Genomic DNA, 15990 nt, shown 5'->3' with positions numbered 1-15990 from the left:
CCGGTTGGCCGGACATAGAAGTCTTTCGAATCGCACCTTCAAAAAGAACACCCTCTGCGCGGGCTCGCGCACGGAGCACACCACCATGCGTTTGATCACTTCCCTTCTGGCTGCCGCCGCCCTGGTTCCGGCATTGGCCCATGCCGACACCATCAAGGTCGGCATCGCCAACGACATCTCCGGCCCGTTCTCGGCGCTTGGCGCCGAAGCCCGCGACGGCTTCAACCTGGCCATCAAGCAGCTGGGCAGCAAGCTGGGCGGACAGCCCGCGGAATTTGTGCAAACCGACATGGGCGGCAATCCGGACCAGGCCCGCCAGCTCGTCACGCGCTACATCCAGCGCGAAAAGGTCGACTTCTTTACCGGCCCCATCGGCTCGAACGTTGCCCTGGCCGTCGGCCCGGCGCTGTTCGCCGCCAAGGTGCCCTACCTGTCGAACAATCCCGGCCCCAGCCAGTTCGCCGGCGCCCAGTGCAACAACTACTGGTTCGGCACGTCCTACCAGAACGACGCCTTCCATGAGGCGGCCGGCAAGGTCGCCGCGGACCGCGGCTTCAAGAAGATGTTCATCATGGCCCCGGACTATCCGGCGGGCAAGGATGCGCTGACCGGCTTCAAGCGCGGCTACAAGACCGCGCCCGGCGACGAGGTCTACACCAAGCTAGGCCAGATCGACTACGCCGCCGAGATCGCGCAGATCCGCGCCGCCAAGCCCGACGCCGTCTACATCTTCCTGCCGGGCGGCATGGGCATCAACTTCGTCAAGCAGTTCGTGTCCGCCGGCCTGTCGCAAAGCGTCAAGCTGATCGGCCCGGGCTTCTCGGCCGACGAAGACGTGATCCAGGCCGTGGGCGACCCCATGCTGGGCATGTACAACACGGCGCAGTGGGCGCATGACCTGGACGTGCCGCAGAACAAGGCCTTCGTGGACGCGTTCCGCAAGGAATACAACGGCCGCTACCCGTCGGTCTACGCCGCCCAGGCCTACGACGTGATCATGGCCATGGACGCCGCCGTCAAGCAGGCCGGCGGCAAGGCGTCAGACCGCGAAGCCATCGTGAAGGCGCTGGAAAAGGCCGATTACCCCTCGGTGCGCGGCAGCTTCACCTACGGCAAGAACCACTACCCCATCCAGGCCTACTACCTGCGCGTCGTCGAAAAGGACGGCAGCGGCCGCATCACCAACAAGCTGGTGGGCAAGGTGTTCGACAAGTATCAGGACGTCTACGTCGGCGACTGCAAAAAGATGTGACCCCCCCGAAGCGCTTTGCGCTTCCGGAATGGGGCCCACCCCCGAAGCGCTGCGCGCTTCCCCCTCAAGGGGGCGTCGCTGCGGACCGGCAAAGCCGGCTCCGCGCGACCGCGCGTGGCGGCGGCTCATGAATCGTGCGCTGCGGATAGTTGCGGGAAGCAGGTTGGATAGCTTAGTGATTTGGTCGCGAGGGCCCATCGGCATCGCGCGGCAAGGGGGAAGTTTTCATGACGTTTACGCTGATCGTCGAGCAATTGCTGAACGGTCTGCAGTTTGGGTTGATGTTGTTTCTGATCGCGGCCGGGCTGACCCTGGTGTTCGGCATCATGGACATCATGAATCTGGCTCACGGCTCGCTCTACATGGCTGGCGCCTATGTCGCCGCCGAAACCATGCAACGCACGGGTTCATTCACGGCCGCCGTCCTGGTGGCCGCGGTCGCGACGGGCATCGTCGGCATCGTGCTGGAACTCACGCTGATCCGCCGCCTGGCGCTGCGCGATCACCTGGCGCAGGTGCTGGGCACCTACGCGGTCATTCTCATCGCCAATGACCTGGTCAAGATGATCTGGGGACCCGCCCCGGTCATGCTCAACATGCCTGCGGTGCTGTCCGGCCCCGTGCGCCTCCTGCCCGACCTGCTGTACCCGGCCTACCGCCTGATGATCATCGTGTTCGGCGTGGCCGCCGCGGCGGGTCTGTACTGGTTCGTGACGCGCACTCGCGCCGGCGTGCTGGTGCGGGCCGGCGCGTCCAACCGCCAGATGGCCACCCTGATGGGCGTGCGCGTGCCGCTGCTGTTCCTGGGCGTGTTCGTGCTGGGCGCCATGCTGGCCGCCGTGGCTGGCGCGCTGCTGGGGCCGATCACCTCGGTGCAGGTGGGCATGGGCGAGGAAATCCTGATCCTGGTGCTGGTGTGCATCGTCATCGGGGGTATCGGCTCGATCCGGGGCGCCTTTGTCGGCGCCCTGCTGGTGGGCATGGTCGACACGGCGGGGCGGGCCTTCCTGCCGATGCTGCTGCGCCAGGTCTTTTCTCCGGCCGTGGCTTCCAGCGTCGGCCCGACGCTCGCCGCCATCGCTATTTACGTATTGATGGCGGCTGTGCTGGTGTTCCGGCCCTCCGGCCTGTTTCCGGCGCGGGGCTGACCATGAAGACCAAAATCTGGACCGTGGTCCTGCTGGCCGCGCTGGCGGTGTTCCCGCTGGTGGCGCCGATGCTGGGCCTGGACTTCTACATTTCGTTCGTGCGGCGCGTGCTCATCTATGCGCTGGCCGCGACCAGCCTGAACCTGATCCTGGGCTACGGCGGCATGGTGGCGCTGGGACACGCGGCGTTCTTCGGCGCGGGCGCCTATGCGGTGGGCATCCTGGCCATGTCCGGCGTCACGTCCGCGCTGATCTCGTGGCCTGTGGCGATGCTGCTGGCCGCCGTGCTGGCCTGCATCACCGGCGCGATCTCCCTGCGCACGCGCGGCGTCTACTTCATCATGATCACGCTGGCGTTCGCGCAGATGCTGTTCTACATCTTCATCTCGCTGCGCCAGTACGGCGGGGAAGACGGGCTGAACCTGCCCGGCTATTCCAGCCTGCCCGGCATCGACCTGGCCAACGACGTCAGCTTCTACTACCTGGTGCTGGCGCTGTTCGCGCTGCTGATGTGGGTCTTCGGCCGCGTGGTGGCGTCGCGCTTCGGCACGGCGCTGCAGGGCATCCGCGAGAACGAGTCGCGCATGGAATCCATGGGCTATCCGGTCTACCGCATCAAGCTCATGGCGTTCACCCTGAGCGGCGCGGCGGCGGGACTGGCCGGCGCGCTGCTCGCCAACCACAACCTGTTCATCTCGCCCAGCCTGATGCACTGGACCCAGTCGGCCAACCTGCTGATCATGGTGCTGGTGGGCGGGATCGGCCTGCGCTACGGCGGCGTGGCCGGCGCGGTGGTGATGCTGACGCTTGAAGAAGTGCTGCGCCTTTGGACCGAATACTGGCACTTGCCGTTGGGCGTGCTGTTGCTGTGCGTGGTGTTTGGCGCGCCGCGCGGCCTGGTCGGGCTGTTCGGCCCGCTGTTCAGCGGACGCGCCGCGCCGCAATCGGGCAAGGTGGGCTCATGAGCAATCCGATGCATGCTTCCTCGAACGCCGCCGCGCCCGCCTTGCAGGCGCACGGATTGGTGCGCCGCTTTGGCGCGCTGGTGGCCACGGACAACGTGTCGCTGTCCCTGCAGCCGGGCGAGATCCACGCGCTGATCGGCCCCAACGGCGCTGGCAAGTCCACGCTGATCCATCTGCTGTCCGGCACGCTGGCCGCGGATTCCGGGACGCTCTCGGTCGATGGCCGCGACGTTACCGCGATGAACGCGCACCAGCGCGTCGCGGCGGGGCTGTCGCGGTCGTACCAGATCACCAATATCTTCAAACAGTCCAGCGTGCTGGACAACCTGGTCCTGGCCGTCCAGGCCCATTCAGGCAGCAGCTTCCGGTTCTGGAAGCCGCGGGTGGCCGAGTCCGCGCTGTACGAGCAGGCGCGGGAACTGGCCCGGGAATGCGCCATTGATGCCGGCCTGCTGGAACGCCCGGCCGGCACCCTGCCGCACGGCGAGCAGCGCAAGGTGGAATTCGCCCTGGCGCTGGCCGCCCGGCCCAAGGTGCTGCTGCTGGACGAGCCCATGGCGGGCATGGGGCCCGACGAAACCGTCCGGCTGACTGAACTGATCGAATCCATGCGGGGACGCGCCGCGATGCTGCTGGTTGAACACGACATGCAGGCGGTGTTCCGCCTGGCCGACCGCCTTTCGGTGCTGGTGTATGGCCGCGTGATCGCGTCCGGTACGCCGGACGAGATCCGCGCCAATCCGGAAGTGCGCCAAGCCTACCTGGGCGACGAGGAGACCGCGTAATGCTGACCATCGAATCGGCCAAGAGCGGCTACGGCGCCAGCCAGGTGCTGTTCGGCGTGGACCTTGAAATTGGCGCGGGCCAGGTCGTAACCCTGCTGGGCCGAAACGGCATGGGCAAGACCACGCTGCTGCGCACCCTGTTCGGCCAGTTGCCGCTGCGCGGCGGCAAGATCAGCTTCGCCGGACAGGACATCAGCGGCTGGAGCCCGGATCGCATTGCGCGGGTCGGCATGGCCATCGTCCCGGAAGGACGGCAGTGCTTTCCCAACCTGACCGTCCGCGAACACCTGACCGCCTTCGTGGCGGCGCGCAACCCGGAAATCGGCGAACCCTGGACCCCCGAGCGCGTGTTCGAACTCTTCCCCCGGCTCGCGGAGCGGGCCCGCAACATGGGCAACCAGTTGTCGGGCGGCGAACAGCAGATGCTTGCGATCGGCCGCGCGCTGGTGACCAACCCGCGCCTGCTCATCCTGGACGAGGCGACGGAAGGCCTGGCGCCGAAGATCCGCGAGGAAATCTGGAATTGCCTGGCGCGCCTGCGCGAGGCGGGGCAGACCATTTTGGTCATCGACAAATATGTCGAAAGGTTGCTGAGCCTGGCCGACCGCCACGTCATTCTCGAACGCGGCAAAGTGGTCTGGACCGGCGATTCCGCCGCCCTCGACGCCGACCGCGCCCTGTGGGAACGCTACCTGGGCGTGTAGCAATAAAGCTGCAATAGGCGTGGCCGAGTGGTAACAAAACCTGATATAAACCGCAATAAATCAAGATTTATATTGCTGCGGTGAAACTTAAGGTGTCCGCAACGCATCCAGACGTTTGCACCTGTATCAATTAACCCCACTGTTATCTACACTAGCCGCGCCGGCCTCCCTATAGGGTGGTTCCGGCGATCCGGCTCATGGCTCAAGAGGCAGGACACCAGCAGCAGCGCGCCGACACGGCCTGCGCTCATGTTGCGTCCCCTTTTCGCGCGTGGCGACTCATCAGGCTGTCAGGAAGACTTTGCATGGCGAAATGGGGTTTGCGCAAGAAATCACTAATGGCGTTGCTGTTGGCGTGTCTGGTCGCCCTGGCGCCGGCCGCCTTGATCGGCTGGCAGGTGCTGGACGGGGTCAAAGAACACTTCGGGCGCGCCTTTGCCGACAATTTCACACAGCTGAACCGCCAGCGCGTGCTGGCGCCGGTGTCGCGCGAGCTGGCGCTGTCGCAGCGGCTGGCCGACAGCGAGGTCACGCGCCGCTGGCTGCGCAACGAGAGCGATCCGGCCGCGCGTGAACTCTTCTTCCGCGAAGCCGACGGCTATCGCCGCGACCTGCTGGGACGCGCCTATTTCATCGCCAGCGCCGCGACGGGCAATTACTACTTCAATGACGACAAGCCGCTGTCCGATGCGCCGCGCTACACCCTCAACCCCGGCGCCGCCGACGACGGCTGGTTCTACGCGTCGCTCAAATCGCCGTCCCGCTACAACATCAACGTCAATCCCGACCTGAAGATCAAGACCACGAAGGTCTGGATCAACGTGCAGGTGCGGGACGGCGACCGGGTCTTGGGTCTGACCGGTGCGGGCCTGGACGTGGGCGGCTTCCTGAAGGAATTCGTCAACAGCGGGCAGCCCGGCGTCACGCCCATCATCGTCGACGAAGAGGGCGCCATCCAGGCGCACATGAATCCGGCGCTCATCGCCTACAACTCCGGCGCGGGCGGCGCGACGGGCAAGGGCATGGTCTTCAACCTGCTGGACGCTGGCGAGGGCCGCGCCGATCTGCTGGCGGCCATGCGCGCCGCCCAGGCCGATCCGCAGTCCGTGCAGTCGGCCTGGGTGAAGATGGACGGCGTGCGCCAGCTGGTCTCCGTGGCGTACATGCCCGAACTGCACTGGCACGTCATGACCGTAGTGGACCTGGGCGCGGCCCGCGTGCTGGAGACGGGCTGGCTGTGGCCGGCGGCTATCGGCCTGGTGGTGCTGTTCGCGGCCATGCTGCTGTGCTTCGGCTACGCGATCGAACGCCTGATGCTGCGGCCCCTGCGCCGCCTGCAGCAGTCGGCGCGCGCCATTGCCGACGGCAGCTACGACGTGCGCCTGCCGCCCGGCGGGCAGGACGAAATCGGCGATCTCAGCCGCGCCTTCGGCGTCATGGCCGACAAGGTCCGCAAGCACACGGCCGAACTGGAAACCAAAGTGCGCGAACGCACCTCGGAGCTTGAGGACGCCAATCGCGCCATGGCGGCCGCACACAAGAAGATTGACGACTCCATCGACTACGCCAGCCTGATTCAGCGCGCGATCCTGCCGGACCGCCAGCTGACCCAGTCGCTGGGCGCGCATCACTTCGTGCTGTGGAAGCCCCGCGACGTGGTCGGCGGCGACTTTTACGTGTTCCGCTCGGACGGCGCCAATTGCCTGCTGGGCATCATGGATTGCGCGGGCCACGGCGTGCCCGGCGCGCTGATGACAATGCTGGCGCGCGCCGCGATCGACCTGGCCATCACCGAGGTGGGACCGGGCGATCCGGCCGGCATCCTGACCCGTACCGACAATGCCATCCGCGCCATGCTTGCGGACGCGCAATTGCCTCGGGCCCTGGCCACCAACACCGATGCGGGCCTGGTATATATTGACCGCCAGACCGGCAGGCTGCTGTACGCGGGCGCAAAGATCAGCCTGTACGCAAGCGACGGCCAGACCTTGCGCGAGGTGCCGGGCGCCAAGCGGGCGCTGGGCGACAAGCGCGTGGGGGTCTACGAAAACATTGCATTGCAGATGGAGCCGGGCTGGACGTACTACCTGGCCACCGACGGTTTCCTGGATCAGGCGGGCGGCGAGCACGGGTTCGGATTTGGCAACACGCGATTCGCGGAGATGCTCAAGACGCACGCCGGACGGCCGTTAACCGAACAGGCGTCCGCGTTCACCCAGGCGCTTGCCGAGTACCAGGGTGGGCGGCCCCAGCGCGACGACATCACCCTGCTGTCTTTCCGTTTCGAATAATCGTTATCAAGGCGGTACCCTCCATGAATGCCTCCGATCTCTACGCGTTGGGCGAACGGTTCGACCAGAACCGCACGCTGCTGTGCTTCAACGGCCCGATCTCCCGCAGCCTGATCGAGGAAATCGGCAATGCGCTGAAGAACTACCTGAATGCCGAACACGTGCGGCCCGCGGAAGCCATGGACGTGTTCTCGGTCTACATCGAGATGATCCAGAACATCCGCCAGTACGCGGCCCTGAATGGCGATGTGGACGCGTCCGCCACGGTCGTCATCGGCCGCCGCGACGCATCCCGCTACGTGGTGTCCGCGGGAAATCTGGTCAACGCGGACGACGGCCAAAGCCTGGTCGCCCGCATCCAGGAATTGGCCGCGCTGGACAAGGCGGCATTGAAGGCCGAGTACAAGGCCCAGCTGCACAAGCCGCGCACCCAGGGCGTGGCGTCGGGCGCGGGCCTGGGACTCATCGACATCGCGCGCCGCGCCGGCGCCCCGCTGGAAGCCAGCCTGACCCCCGCCACGCAGCCGGGCAAGGCCTTCTTCAGCCTGAGCGTCGTCGTCTGAGGTCGCGCGCTTCAAGCAATATTTTCGGAGTATTTGATGAAAGACCTGATCATTCCCGGGACCCAGTCCACGCCCGCCATTGCCGCCGACGTCGCCGCCGGCGTGCTGGCGATGCGCGGCGACTCCTATCCCGAGAATTCCTTTGAACTGTTCGGTCCCGTCATCGAATGGGTTGAGACCTACCTGCAGGAACGGGCCGAACCCCTGAAGCTTGAGCTGGAACTGCTGTATCTCAATACCAGCAGCATCAAGTCGGTCATGGACATCTTCGACGTGCTGGAAGCCGCGCACCGCAAGGGCCGCGAGGTCGGCGTCACCTGGTTCTACGACATGCGCAACGAGCGCGTGGGCGAACTGGCGGAAGAGTTCAAGGAAGACTGCACGTTTCCGTTCTCGGTGGTCGGACGCCAATGAAGCCGGGCGCCGCCGAACTCGATCAGCGCATCGCCGAGTTGCTGGGGGATCCGGCCTATGCCGGCCATCCGCTGCGCGAGGCGCTGGAGGCGCTCTGGCGGCACACCGGCGAACAAATGGCGCGGATCCAGCGCGTGACCCAGCTGTCGGACGCCTACCAGAGCATGGCGCACGAGCGCGAACTGGGCCTGTGCGACCAGTTCGACCGCCAGTTGCGGCGCCTGACGCGTATCGCGCGGATCTCGGACCACTACCAGAACATGATGCGCGACTTGAACCGCGCGCTCGAGGAAACGTCCAGCCGAGACCCATTGACCGGCCTGCTGAACCGCCGCGCCCTGATGGAAATGATCAAGCAGGAAGTCCAGCGCGCTGCGCGCAGCGGCGACAGTTTCGTCGTCGCCATGCTGGACGTGGATCACTTCAAGTCGGTCAACGACCGCTACGGCCACGAAACCGGGGACCGGGCGCTCGTCGAGCTGGCGGGCGTGCTGGGCGAAAGCCTGCGCGAATACGATCTTTGCGGCCGCTGGGGCGGCGAGGAATTCCTTGTGCTTCTGCCGCAGACGCAACCGGACGCGGCCCAGACGGTCATGGACCGGCTGGTGGGCGACGTGCGCGGGCTTGCGATAGCGGCGGGGGGCGATGTCGTGCGGCTGACGGTCAGCATCGGCATGGCGCATCACCAGCTTGGCGAGACGTTCTCCGAGACGCTCAGCCGGGCGGATCAGGCGTTGTATCTGGCCAAGCAGGACGGACGCGACCGCGTCGCCCTTGGTTTCCCGAGGCGCTGAATGAAACCGGAACAGCTGTTTTCCGGGCTGGAGCCCCTTATGCTTGATTCTCATCTTGGCGGTTCGAGCGCGAACCCCCAAGGCGCCGCGTGGCATGTGGGCAATTACCTGATGTCGATGGACCGGGCGCTGCTGCTGTTCGACTTCGACGCGGCCGGCTCTCTGCTGAACGCCAACGCAAATTTCCTGGCCGCCGTGGGCTATACCCGCGAAGAGGCCCTGACGCTGCGCCACGACATGCTGTGCGACAGCATGGACGAAGGCAAGGGCATCGTCAGCGGGGAGCAGATCGGGGCACGGCTGCGCGGCGGCAAGCACTTTTCGGGCACCTGCCGCTACCGGAAGAAGGACGGCAGCTCGCTCTGGATCGAGGCAACCTATCTGCCCATGACGGACGAGACCGGCCAGGTTGCCCGCGTCTCGGTCATTTCGCGCAGGTCGATCGCCGACGCCGAGCGCCAGGAAGAAATCCGCCTGCTGATGCTGGGCATCAACGAAACCGGCAATGCGGTGGCCGTGTCCGGCTGCGACGGGCGCATCGTCTACGTGAACGACGGCTTCCAGCGCATGCTGGGCTTTTCGCGCAGCGACGCCGTGAATCAGGATCTGGGCGAACTGCTGGCCGGAGGGCGGCCCGATAGCGGTACGCGCGAGGAACTGCACCGGCGCATCGCCTGCCGCGAGGGCTACCACAAGGACGTGCTGGTCTACGACAGCAGCGGCAAGCCGCTGTGGGTGTCGGTTATGGCCAACTCGGTCTTCGACGAGCGCGGCACGCTGGTCAATATCGTCGATGTGCTGACCGACATCACGCCCACCAAGGTGCACGAGGTTCTGCAGCGCCGGGTGCTTCAGGCCATGGTGAACGAGGCTTCGGTGGTCGAGGTCATGAACATGGTCTGCCGCGAGGTCGAGCGGCTGGCGCCCGAAGTCGTGGCGACGGTGGTGCGCGTCGACGAAGCCGGGCTGTTGCGGCCGTTGGCGGCGCCCAGCCTGCCGCAGGCCTACGCGGACGCCCTCGAGGGCGTGGCGATCGGCCCGCAGGTCGGCGCCTGCGGCACCAGCGCGTATCTGGGGCGTCCGGTCATCGTGCCGGACATCGCCACCGATCCGCTCTGGGACGACTACCGGCACCTGCCGCTGCCGGATGACATCAAGGCGTGCTGGTCGTCCCCGATCAAATCCAGCGACGGCAGGGTGATCGGCACGTTCGGCTTCTATTTCCGCGAGCGCCGCCTGCCCGACGATTTCCACCATCGCCTGGTGGACGTCTGCGTCTACCTGTGCGCGCTGGCGCTGGAGCGCGAGGAAGCCCGCGCCCGCATCCGCCAGTTGGCGTTCTACGACGAACTGACGGGCTTGCCCAACCGCAATCTGCTGCTGGCCCAGGCCGAACAGGCCATCGCCCGCGCCGAGCCGGAGCGCAAGCGCGTCGCGGTGCTGTTCCTGGACCTGGACCGCTTCAAGCAGGTCAACGACACGCTTGGCCACCCGATCGGCGACGCCTTGCTGCGCGATGTGGCCCAGCGCCTGCGCCGGCTGGCGCGTCCTACGGATATCGTCGGCCGGCTGTCGGGCGACGAGTTCGTGATGCTGATGCCCGAGTTCGAGCACGGCCGACTGACGGCGGCCGCGGAGCACATCCTGGTGGCGCTGGCCCAGCCGTTTTCGGTGGGCGGCATTACCCTGAATCCGTCGGTCAGCATCGGCATCAGCGTGTTCCCGGAGAACGGGCGCGACATGGACACGCTGCTGCGCCATGCCGACATGGCCATGTACCAGGCCAAGACGGCGGGACGCAACCGCATTTCATTCTTCAGCGCGGAAATGAACCGTCAGGCGCAAGAGCGCCTGGCGCTGGAAGCCGCGCTGCGCGACGCCCTGGAGGCCAAGGCGCTGCGCCTGCACTATCAGCCGCAGGTGGGCCTGAAGAACGGCAGCCTGTATGGGGTCGAGGCCCTGGCCCGCTGGTGCCATCCCACGCTGGGCGAAATCTCGCCGGCGCGTTTCGTGCCGCTGGCCGAGGAATGCGGCCTGATCGGCGACCTGGGCGACTGGGCGCTGCGCGAGGCCTGCTCGCAGCTGGCCATCTGGCGCAACAACGGCCTGCGGGTGCCTTCGGTGTCGGTGAACCTGTCGGCCACGAATTTCCACAACCTCAACCTTCCGCGCATGATTGCCGCGACGCTGGCCGAGTTCGGTCTGGCGCCAGCGGACCTGATGCTGGAGATCACCGAGGGCGTGGTGCTCGACGCCACGGCCGGCACGCTGCGCACGATCGCCGAACTGCACAGGCTGGGTGTACGCCTTTCGATGGACGACTTCGGGACGGGGTATTCCAGCCTGGGGCACTTGCGCCGGCTGATCGTCGACGAACTGAAGCTGGATCGCAGCTTTGTGCAGGGGCTGGAGAGCGACGACGCCGCCCGGGCGCTGACCAGCGCGGTGATCCGGATCGGGGAAAGCCTGAGCCTGCCCGTGGTGGCCGAGGGCGTCGAGAACGAAGAGCAGCGGCGATTCCTGATCGAGCAGGGTTGCGCGGCGGGGCAGGGATTCCTGTTTTCGCCGCCGTTGCCGGCGGGGGATCTTGAGGAGTGGCTGCGGGGCAGGGGGTAACGGGTTCTGCTTTCTTGGCTTGGTTTGGTGTGTTGCTTGGTGCGTTGTGCAGGGTTCTTGAGACGCCCGGCGCGGCGGGGGCCTGGGGCGCGCGGGGCTACGATTGCGGTCCGGAGCGTTCGCTCCGGACTTCCCCTTCCTCATCCTCGTCATCGCCTTCGGCGATTCCTTCGGATTCCGTCGGGCGCATCTACACGCCCCGCGCACCCCAGGCCCCCGCCACACCGGGCTCTGGCGGTGTCAGCTTCACGGGCGCTGGGGTGGAGTGAGTTCTTGAGGTTCTAGCCGCCAAGGGTTGTGGTGTGGAGCGTCTTGCGGGGCCCGTCCCCGGCCGGCCGCGCGGGCGGCCTTTGGGGACGTACGCGGTGTCTTGCGTCGTGGCGATGCCGCTTCGCGGATGGCTGCTCGGGGGGGGCGTCGCAGGTGACTGACACCGGAGTGAGGCGGCTTCACTCTGCATGCAAGGTGTCTGACACCCTGGTGCGACGGGCTCCAATCTGCAACGGCGTCTCGGCGGGTGTCAGACACCGGTCGCGTGACGTCGCTGCCCACTGGAAGCCCCAAACATCCGCTCGCCGCTATTCGCCAAGTGAACTCCAGTGCCGGATGGGCGGCGCGCGCGAGAAAATTTGCGCAAGCATGCGGCTGCCTGCCGCGCGCCGCCCATCACCACTCCCCCAGTGATGCTGGAGCCACTAGCAAACCACCCGCCACCTGCGCGCAAGCGCACACCGCCGCGACGCCTCACCGTGCGTATGCCAATCGCGGCCGCCCGCGCGGCCGTGATTGGCGGGCCACGCAAGCCTCGTCCCTGACCCTGGACCCAGCAGCGTTCCGGACTGGCAATCCGCAGCGGCACGGTGCGGGTGGTGGGGTGGCGAGCAACCTCGATGCGCCCGAGGGAATCTGAAGGCAGTCGCCGAAGGCGACAACGAAGATGACGACGGGGGGGGCCGCCTAGGCAAGTCCGGAGCGAACGCTCCGGACCGCAATCGTGGGCGCTCGCCGCCCCACCACCCGCGCCGGGACGCGGATCAAGAACTCAAACGCGATGCCCGGGACAAGAACCACTGGCCGGCAACAGCTTCGTCCCGATCCCGTCTCCATATACAAACCGCGAATAAAACTGTCCCCATTTACCATCCCCTCCTAAATACTTTCCCTCATTTGCACACCCCCCACTTCAGGTATATATTTCAAGCCTAAACTATCCAGACCTAAATTTCTGCGGCTTCCCGCTACAGCATCCAGCGACCGTCGCGTACTTCGGAGCATCACGGCAATGAAAATAGTCTGCATCGGCGGCGGTCCCGCCGGCCTGTACTTCGGCCTGCTTATGAAGCTGCAGAACCCTGCCAACGAAATCACCGTCATCGAGCGCAATCGCCCGTACGACACCTTCGGCTGGGGCGTGGTGTTCTCCGACGCCACCATGCAGAACCTGCGCGAAGCCGACCCCGTTTCCGCCCAGACCATCGGCGACGCCTTCAACCATTGGGATGACATCGACATCCACTTCAAGGGACGCAGCATCCGCAGCAGCGGCCACGGCTTCATCGGCATCGGCCGCAAGAAGCTGCTGAACATCCTGCAGGCGCGTTGCGAAGACGTCGGCGTGAAGCTGGTGTTCGAAAACTTCGTCCAGGACGACCAGGCCATCGCCCGCGAATATGACGCCGACCTCGTCATCGCCTCCGACGGCATCAACAGCCAGGTCCGCACCCGTTACGCGGACACCTTCCACCCCGATATCGACCAGCGCCGCTGCCGCTTCGTGTGGCTGGGCACCAAGAAGGTGTTCGACGCCTTCACCTTCGCCTTTGTGCAGACCGAGCACGGCTGGTTCCAGGCGCACGCCTACCGCTACGAAGACGGCATGTCCACGTTCATCGTCGAAACGCCCGAAGAAACGTGGCAGGCCGCCGGCATTGAGAAAATGAGCCAGGAAGAGGGCATCGCCTACTGCGAAAAGCTGTTCGCGCCCTGGCTGGACGGCAACAAGCTGATCAGCAACGCGTCGCACCTGCGCGGTTCGGCCATCTGGATCCGTTTCCCGCGTGTCATCTGCAACACCTGGGTCCACTGGAACACCCTGGACACGGCGCGCGGCCAGCGGCGTGTGCCGGTTGTGCTGATGGGCGACGCCGCGCACACCGCGCACTTCTCCATCGGTTCCGGCACCAAGCTGGCGCTGGAAGACGCCATTGAACTGGCCCGCTGCCTCAGCGGCGCCGAGGGCAGCGTGGAAGCCGGCCTGCACCACTACGAGCAGGTGCGCAGCGTGGAAGTGCTGAAGATCCAGAACGCCGCCCGCAACTCCACCGAATGGTTCGAGAACGTCAAGCGCTACGCCGACCTGGAACCCGAGCAGTTCGCCTATTCGCTCCTGACCCGTTCGCAGCGCATCTCGCACGAGAACCTGCGTCTGCGCGACCCGGCCTGGCTTGAAGGCTTTGAGCGCTGGATCGCCGAGCGCGCGGGGGCCGCCACGCCCGACGGCCGGCGTCCCGCCATCCCGATGCTGACGCCCTACCAGGCGCGCGGCGTGCGGCTCAAGAACCGCATCCTTGTGTCGCCGATGGCCATGTATTCCTGCACCGACGGCGTGCCGGGCGATTTCCACCTGGTTCACCTGGGCGCCCGCGCGATGGGCGGAGCGGGGCTGGTGATGGTGGAAATGACCTGCGTGTCGCCCGACGGCCGCATCACGCCGGGGTGCCCGGGCCTGTGGAACGACGAGCAGCAGCAGGCGTTCGCCCGCATTGTGAATTTCGTGCACGCCAACAGCGATGCCCGCATCGGCATGCAGTTGGGTCACGCCGGCCGCAAGGGCTCCACGCAACTCGGCTGGCAGAAGATCGACCATCCGCTTTCGGAGGGCAACTGGCCGCTGGTGTCGGCGTCGGCCCTGCCGTACATCGAGCGCGTGTCGCAGACGCCGCGCGCCATGACGCGCGAAGACATGGACCAGGTGCGCGACAACTTCGTGGCGGCCGCCCGCCGCGCCCAGGCCGCCGGCTTCGACTGGCTGGAACTGCACTGCGCGCACGGCTACCTGCTGTCCAGCTTCATTTCGCCGCTGACCAACCGCCGCCAGGACGAATACGGCGGCAGCCTGGAAAACCGTCTGCGCTTCCCGCTGGAAGTCTTTCACGCGGTGCGCGCCGTCTGGCCCGAAGACAAGCCCATGTCGGTGCGGATCTCCGCCAGCGACTGGGTGGAAGGCGGGATCACGGCCGACGATGCGGTGGAAATCGCGCGCCATTTCAAGGCAGCCGGGGCCGACATGATCGACTGCTCGTCGGGCCAGGTCAGCAAGGAAGAAAAGCCGGTGTACGGCCGCATGTTCCAGACCCCGTTCGCCGACCGCGTCCGCAACGAGGCCGGCATCCCCACCATCGCGGTGGGCGCCATCTTCGAGGCCGACCACGCCAACGGCATCATCGCCTCGGGCCGCGCGGATCTCTGCGCCCTGGCGCGTCCCCATTTGGCCGACGCCTCCTGGACGCTACGCGAAGCGGCGCGGGTGGGCTATGTTGATGTCTCGTGGCCCAGCCAGTACTTCGCCGGCAAGCGGCAGCTGGAAACCAACTTTGAACGCGCCGCCGCCATGGCGCAACTGGATATCAAATGACCACTCTCACGCAACCGCTCGCCGGGCGTCACGCCCTGGTGACCGGCGGCGCCCGCGGCATCGGCCTCGCCAGCGCCCGGGCGCTGCTGCAGCGCGGCGCCCGCGTCACGCTGCTGGGCCGCGACGGCGCGGCGCTGGACACCGCGGCCGACGAACTGGCCCGCATGGGCCAGGTGCAGGCCGTCAGCGCCGACGTGGCGGACGAGGCCTCGGTGCGCGCGGCGTTCGCGCAGGCCGAGGCCGAGTTCGGCCCTGTGCTGATCCTGGTGAACAACGCGGGGCAGGCGGTCAGCCAACGCTTTGACCGCACCGACGCCGCGCTGTGGAACCAGATGCTGGCCGTCAACCTGACCGGCACGTTCCACTGCATCCAGGCCGCGCTGCCGGGCATGCTGCAGGAAAGATGGGGCCGCGTGATCAACGTGGCCAGCACGGCGGGCTTGATCGGCTATGGCTATGTAAGCGCCTACTGCGCCGCCAAGCACGGCGTGATCGGACTGACGCGCTCGCTGGCGCTGGAAACCGCGCAGAAGGGCGTCACCGTCAACGCGGTTTGCCCCGGCTACACCGAGACCGACATCGTGCGCGGCGCGGTCGCGAACATTGTCGAGAAGACCGGCCTGACGCCGGAAGCCGCCAGGCTCAAGTTGGCCGAGCGCAACCCGCAGGGCCGCCTGGTGCAGCCCGAGGAAGTGGCCGAGACGGTTGCCTGGCTGGCGCTGCCCGCTTCCGCGTCCATCAACGGCCAGGCCATCGCCGTAGACGGCGGCGAAGTGATGACCGGCTGACCCAGGCCGCCGATCCCCCAAGAATCCACGAACGGA

At 66.5% G+C, this 15990-nt stretch carries 12 protein-coding genes; all 12 read left to right on the top strand.

Annotated features, from left to right (window positions below):
- Positions 1 to 85 precede the first annotated feature (85 nt).
- Positions 86 to 1252: an ABC transporter substrate-binding protein gene (locus tag KYC_RS18895; protein WP_008165316.1), complete on the top strand. Its 1167-nt coding sequence runs from the start codon at positions 86 to 88 to the stop codon at positions 1250 to 1252.
- 227 nt (positions 1253 to 1479) lie between these two features.
- Complete coding sequence (locus KYC_RS18890) at positions 1480 to 2400, top strand: branched-chain amino acid ABC transporter permease (protein ID WP_008165315.1); 921 nt, start codon at positions 1480 to 1482, stop codon at positions 2398 to 2400.
- A 2-nt stretch (positions 2401 to 2402) separates the two neighbouring features.
- Positions 2403 to 3365: a branched-chain amino acid ABC transporter permease gene (locus KYC_RS18885; protein WP_008165312.1), complete on the top strand. Its 963-nt coding sequence runs from the start codon at positions 2403 to 2405 to the stop codon at positions 3363 to 3365.
- On the top strand, positions 3362 to 4150 hold the full coding sequence (locus KYC_RS18880) for an ABC transporter ATP-binding protein (RefSeq protein ID WP_008165309.1): 789 nt from the start codon (positions 3362 to 3364) through the stop codon (positions 4148 to 4150). Before KYC_RS18885 ends, KYC_RS18880 begins: the two co-directional genes overlap by 4 nt.
- On the top strand, positions 4150 to 4854 hold the full coding sequence (locus KYC_RS18875; protein ID WP_008165307.1) for an ABC transporter ATP-binding protein: 705 nt from the start codon (positions 4150 to 4152) through the stop codon (positions 4852 to 4854). Before KYC_RS18880 ends, KYC_RS18875 begins: the two co-directional genes overlap by 1 nt.
- Positions 4855 to 5159: 305 nt before the next feature.
- Entirely contained in the window at positions 5160 to 7145 is a 1986-nt protein-coding gene (gene siaA, locus KYC_RS18870; protein ID WP_202946592.1) for a biofilm regulation protein phosphatase SiaA, read from the top strand.
- A gap of 23 nt (positions 7146 to 7168) precedes the next feature.
- Positions 7169 to 7708, top strand: coding sequence for a biofilm regulation protein kinase SiaB (gene siaB / locus KYC_RS18865; RefSeq protein WP_008165303.1), 540 nt, complete (start codon positions 7169 to 7171; stop codon positions 7706 to 7708).
- Positions 7709 to 7744: 36 nt separating this feature from the next.
- The gene (gene siaC, locus KYC_RS18860; protein WP_008165301.1) at positions 7745 to 8122 is read left to right on the top strand and encodes a biofilm regulation phosphoprotein SiaC; all 378 of its coding nucleotides are present in this window, start codon (positions 7745 to 7747) and stop codon (positions 8120 to 8122) included.
- Positions 8119 to 8916, top strand: a complete 798-nt coding sequence (gene siaD, locus KYC_RS18855) for a biofilm regulation diguanylate cyclase SiaD (protein ID WP_008165299.1) — start codon at positions 8119 to 8121, stop codon at positions 8914 to 8916. Before siaC ends, siaD begins: the two co-directional genes overlap by 4 nt.
- Positions 8917 to 8955: 39 nt before the next feature.
- Positions 8956 to 11532: a sensor domain-containing protein gene (locus tag KYC_RS18850; protein ID WP_081478066.1), complete on the top strand. Its 2577-nt coding sequence runs from the start codon at positions 8956 to 8958 to the stop codon at positions 11530 to 11532.
- A gap of 1282 nt (positions 11533 to 12814) precedes the next feature.
- The gene (locus KYC_RS18845) at positions 12815 to 15166 is read left to right on the top strand and encodes a bifunctional salicylyl-CoA 5-hydroxylase/oxidoreductase (RefSeq protein ID WP_008165296.1); all 2352 of its coding nucleotides are present in this window, start codon (positions 12815 to 12817) and stop codon (positions 15164 to 15166) included.
- Positions 15163 to 15954, top strand: coding sequence for an SDR family NAD(P)-dependent oxidoreductase (locus tag KYC_RS18840; RefSeq protein WP_008165294.1), 792 nt, complete (start codon positions 15163 to 15165; stop codon positions 15952 to 15954). The genes KYC_RS18845 and KYC_RS18840 overlap by 4 nt, the downstream gene beginning before the upstream one ends.
- Positions 15955 to 15990: the final 36 nt, after the last annotated feature.

This window comes from Achromobacter arsenitoxydans SY8 (genome assembly GCF_000236785.1).
Taxonomy (GTDB): Bacteria; Pseudomonadota; Gammaproteobacteria; order Burkholderiales; family Burkholderiaceae_B; genus Achromobacter; species Achromobacter arsenitoxydans.
Note: the sequence above shows the minus strand (reverse complement) of the source record. Positions and strands in the feature narration are given on the sequence as shown.

Coding starts and splice junctions, on each gene's coding strand:
- KYC_RS18895 (WP_008165316.1), top strand. CDS start 86: ATGCGTTTGATCACTTCCCTTCTGGCTGCCGCCGCCCTGGTTCCGGCA.
- KYC_RS18890 (WP_008165315.1), top strand. CDS start 1,480: ATGACGTTTACGCTGATCGTCGAGCAATTGCTGAACGGTCTGCAGTTT.
- KYC_RS18885 (WP_008165312.1), top strand. CDS start 2,403: ATGAAGACCAAAATCTGGACCGTGGTCCTGCTGGCCGCGCTGGCGGTG.
- KYC_RS18880 (WP_008165309.1), top strand. CDS start 3,362: ATGAGCAATCCGATGCATGCTTCCTCGAACGCCGCCGCGCCCGCCTTG.
- KYC_RS18875 (WP_008165307.1), top strand. CDS start 4,150: ATGCTGACCATCGAATCGGCCAAGAGCGGCTACGGCGCCAGCCAGGTG.
- siaA (WP_202946592.1), top strand. CDS start 5,160: ATGGCGAAATGGGGTTTGCGCAAGAAATCACTAATGGCGTTGCTGTTG.
- siaB (WP_008165303.1), top strand. CDS start 7,169: ATGAATGCCTCCGATCTCTACGCGTTGGGCGAACGGTTCGACCAGAAC.
- siaC (WP_008165301.1), top strand. CDS start 7,745: ATGAAAGACCTGATCATTCCCGGGACCCAGTCCACGCCCGCCATTGCC.
- siaD (WP_008165299.1), top strand. CDS start 8,119: ATGAAGCCGGGCGCCGCCGAACTCGATCAGCGCATCGCCGAGTTGCTG.
- KYC_RS18850 (WP_081478066.1), top strand. CDS start 8,956: ATGCTTGATTCTCATCTTGGCGGTTCGAGCGCGAACCCCCAAGGCGCC.
- KYC_RS18845 (WP_008165296.1), top strand. CDS start 12,815: ATGAAAATAGTCTGCATCGGCGGCGGTCCCGCCGGCCTGTACTTCGGC.
- KYC_RS18840 (WP_008165294.1), top strand. CDS start 15,163: ATGACCACTCTCACGCAACCGCTCGCCGGGCGTCACGCCCTGGTGACC.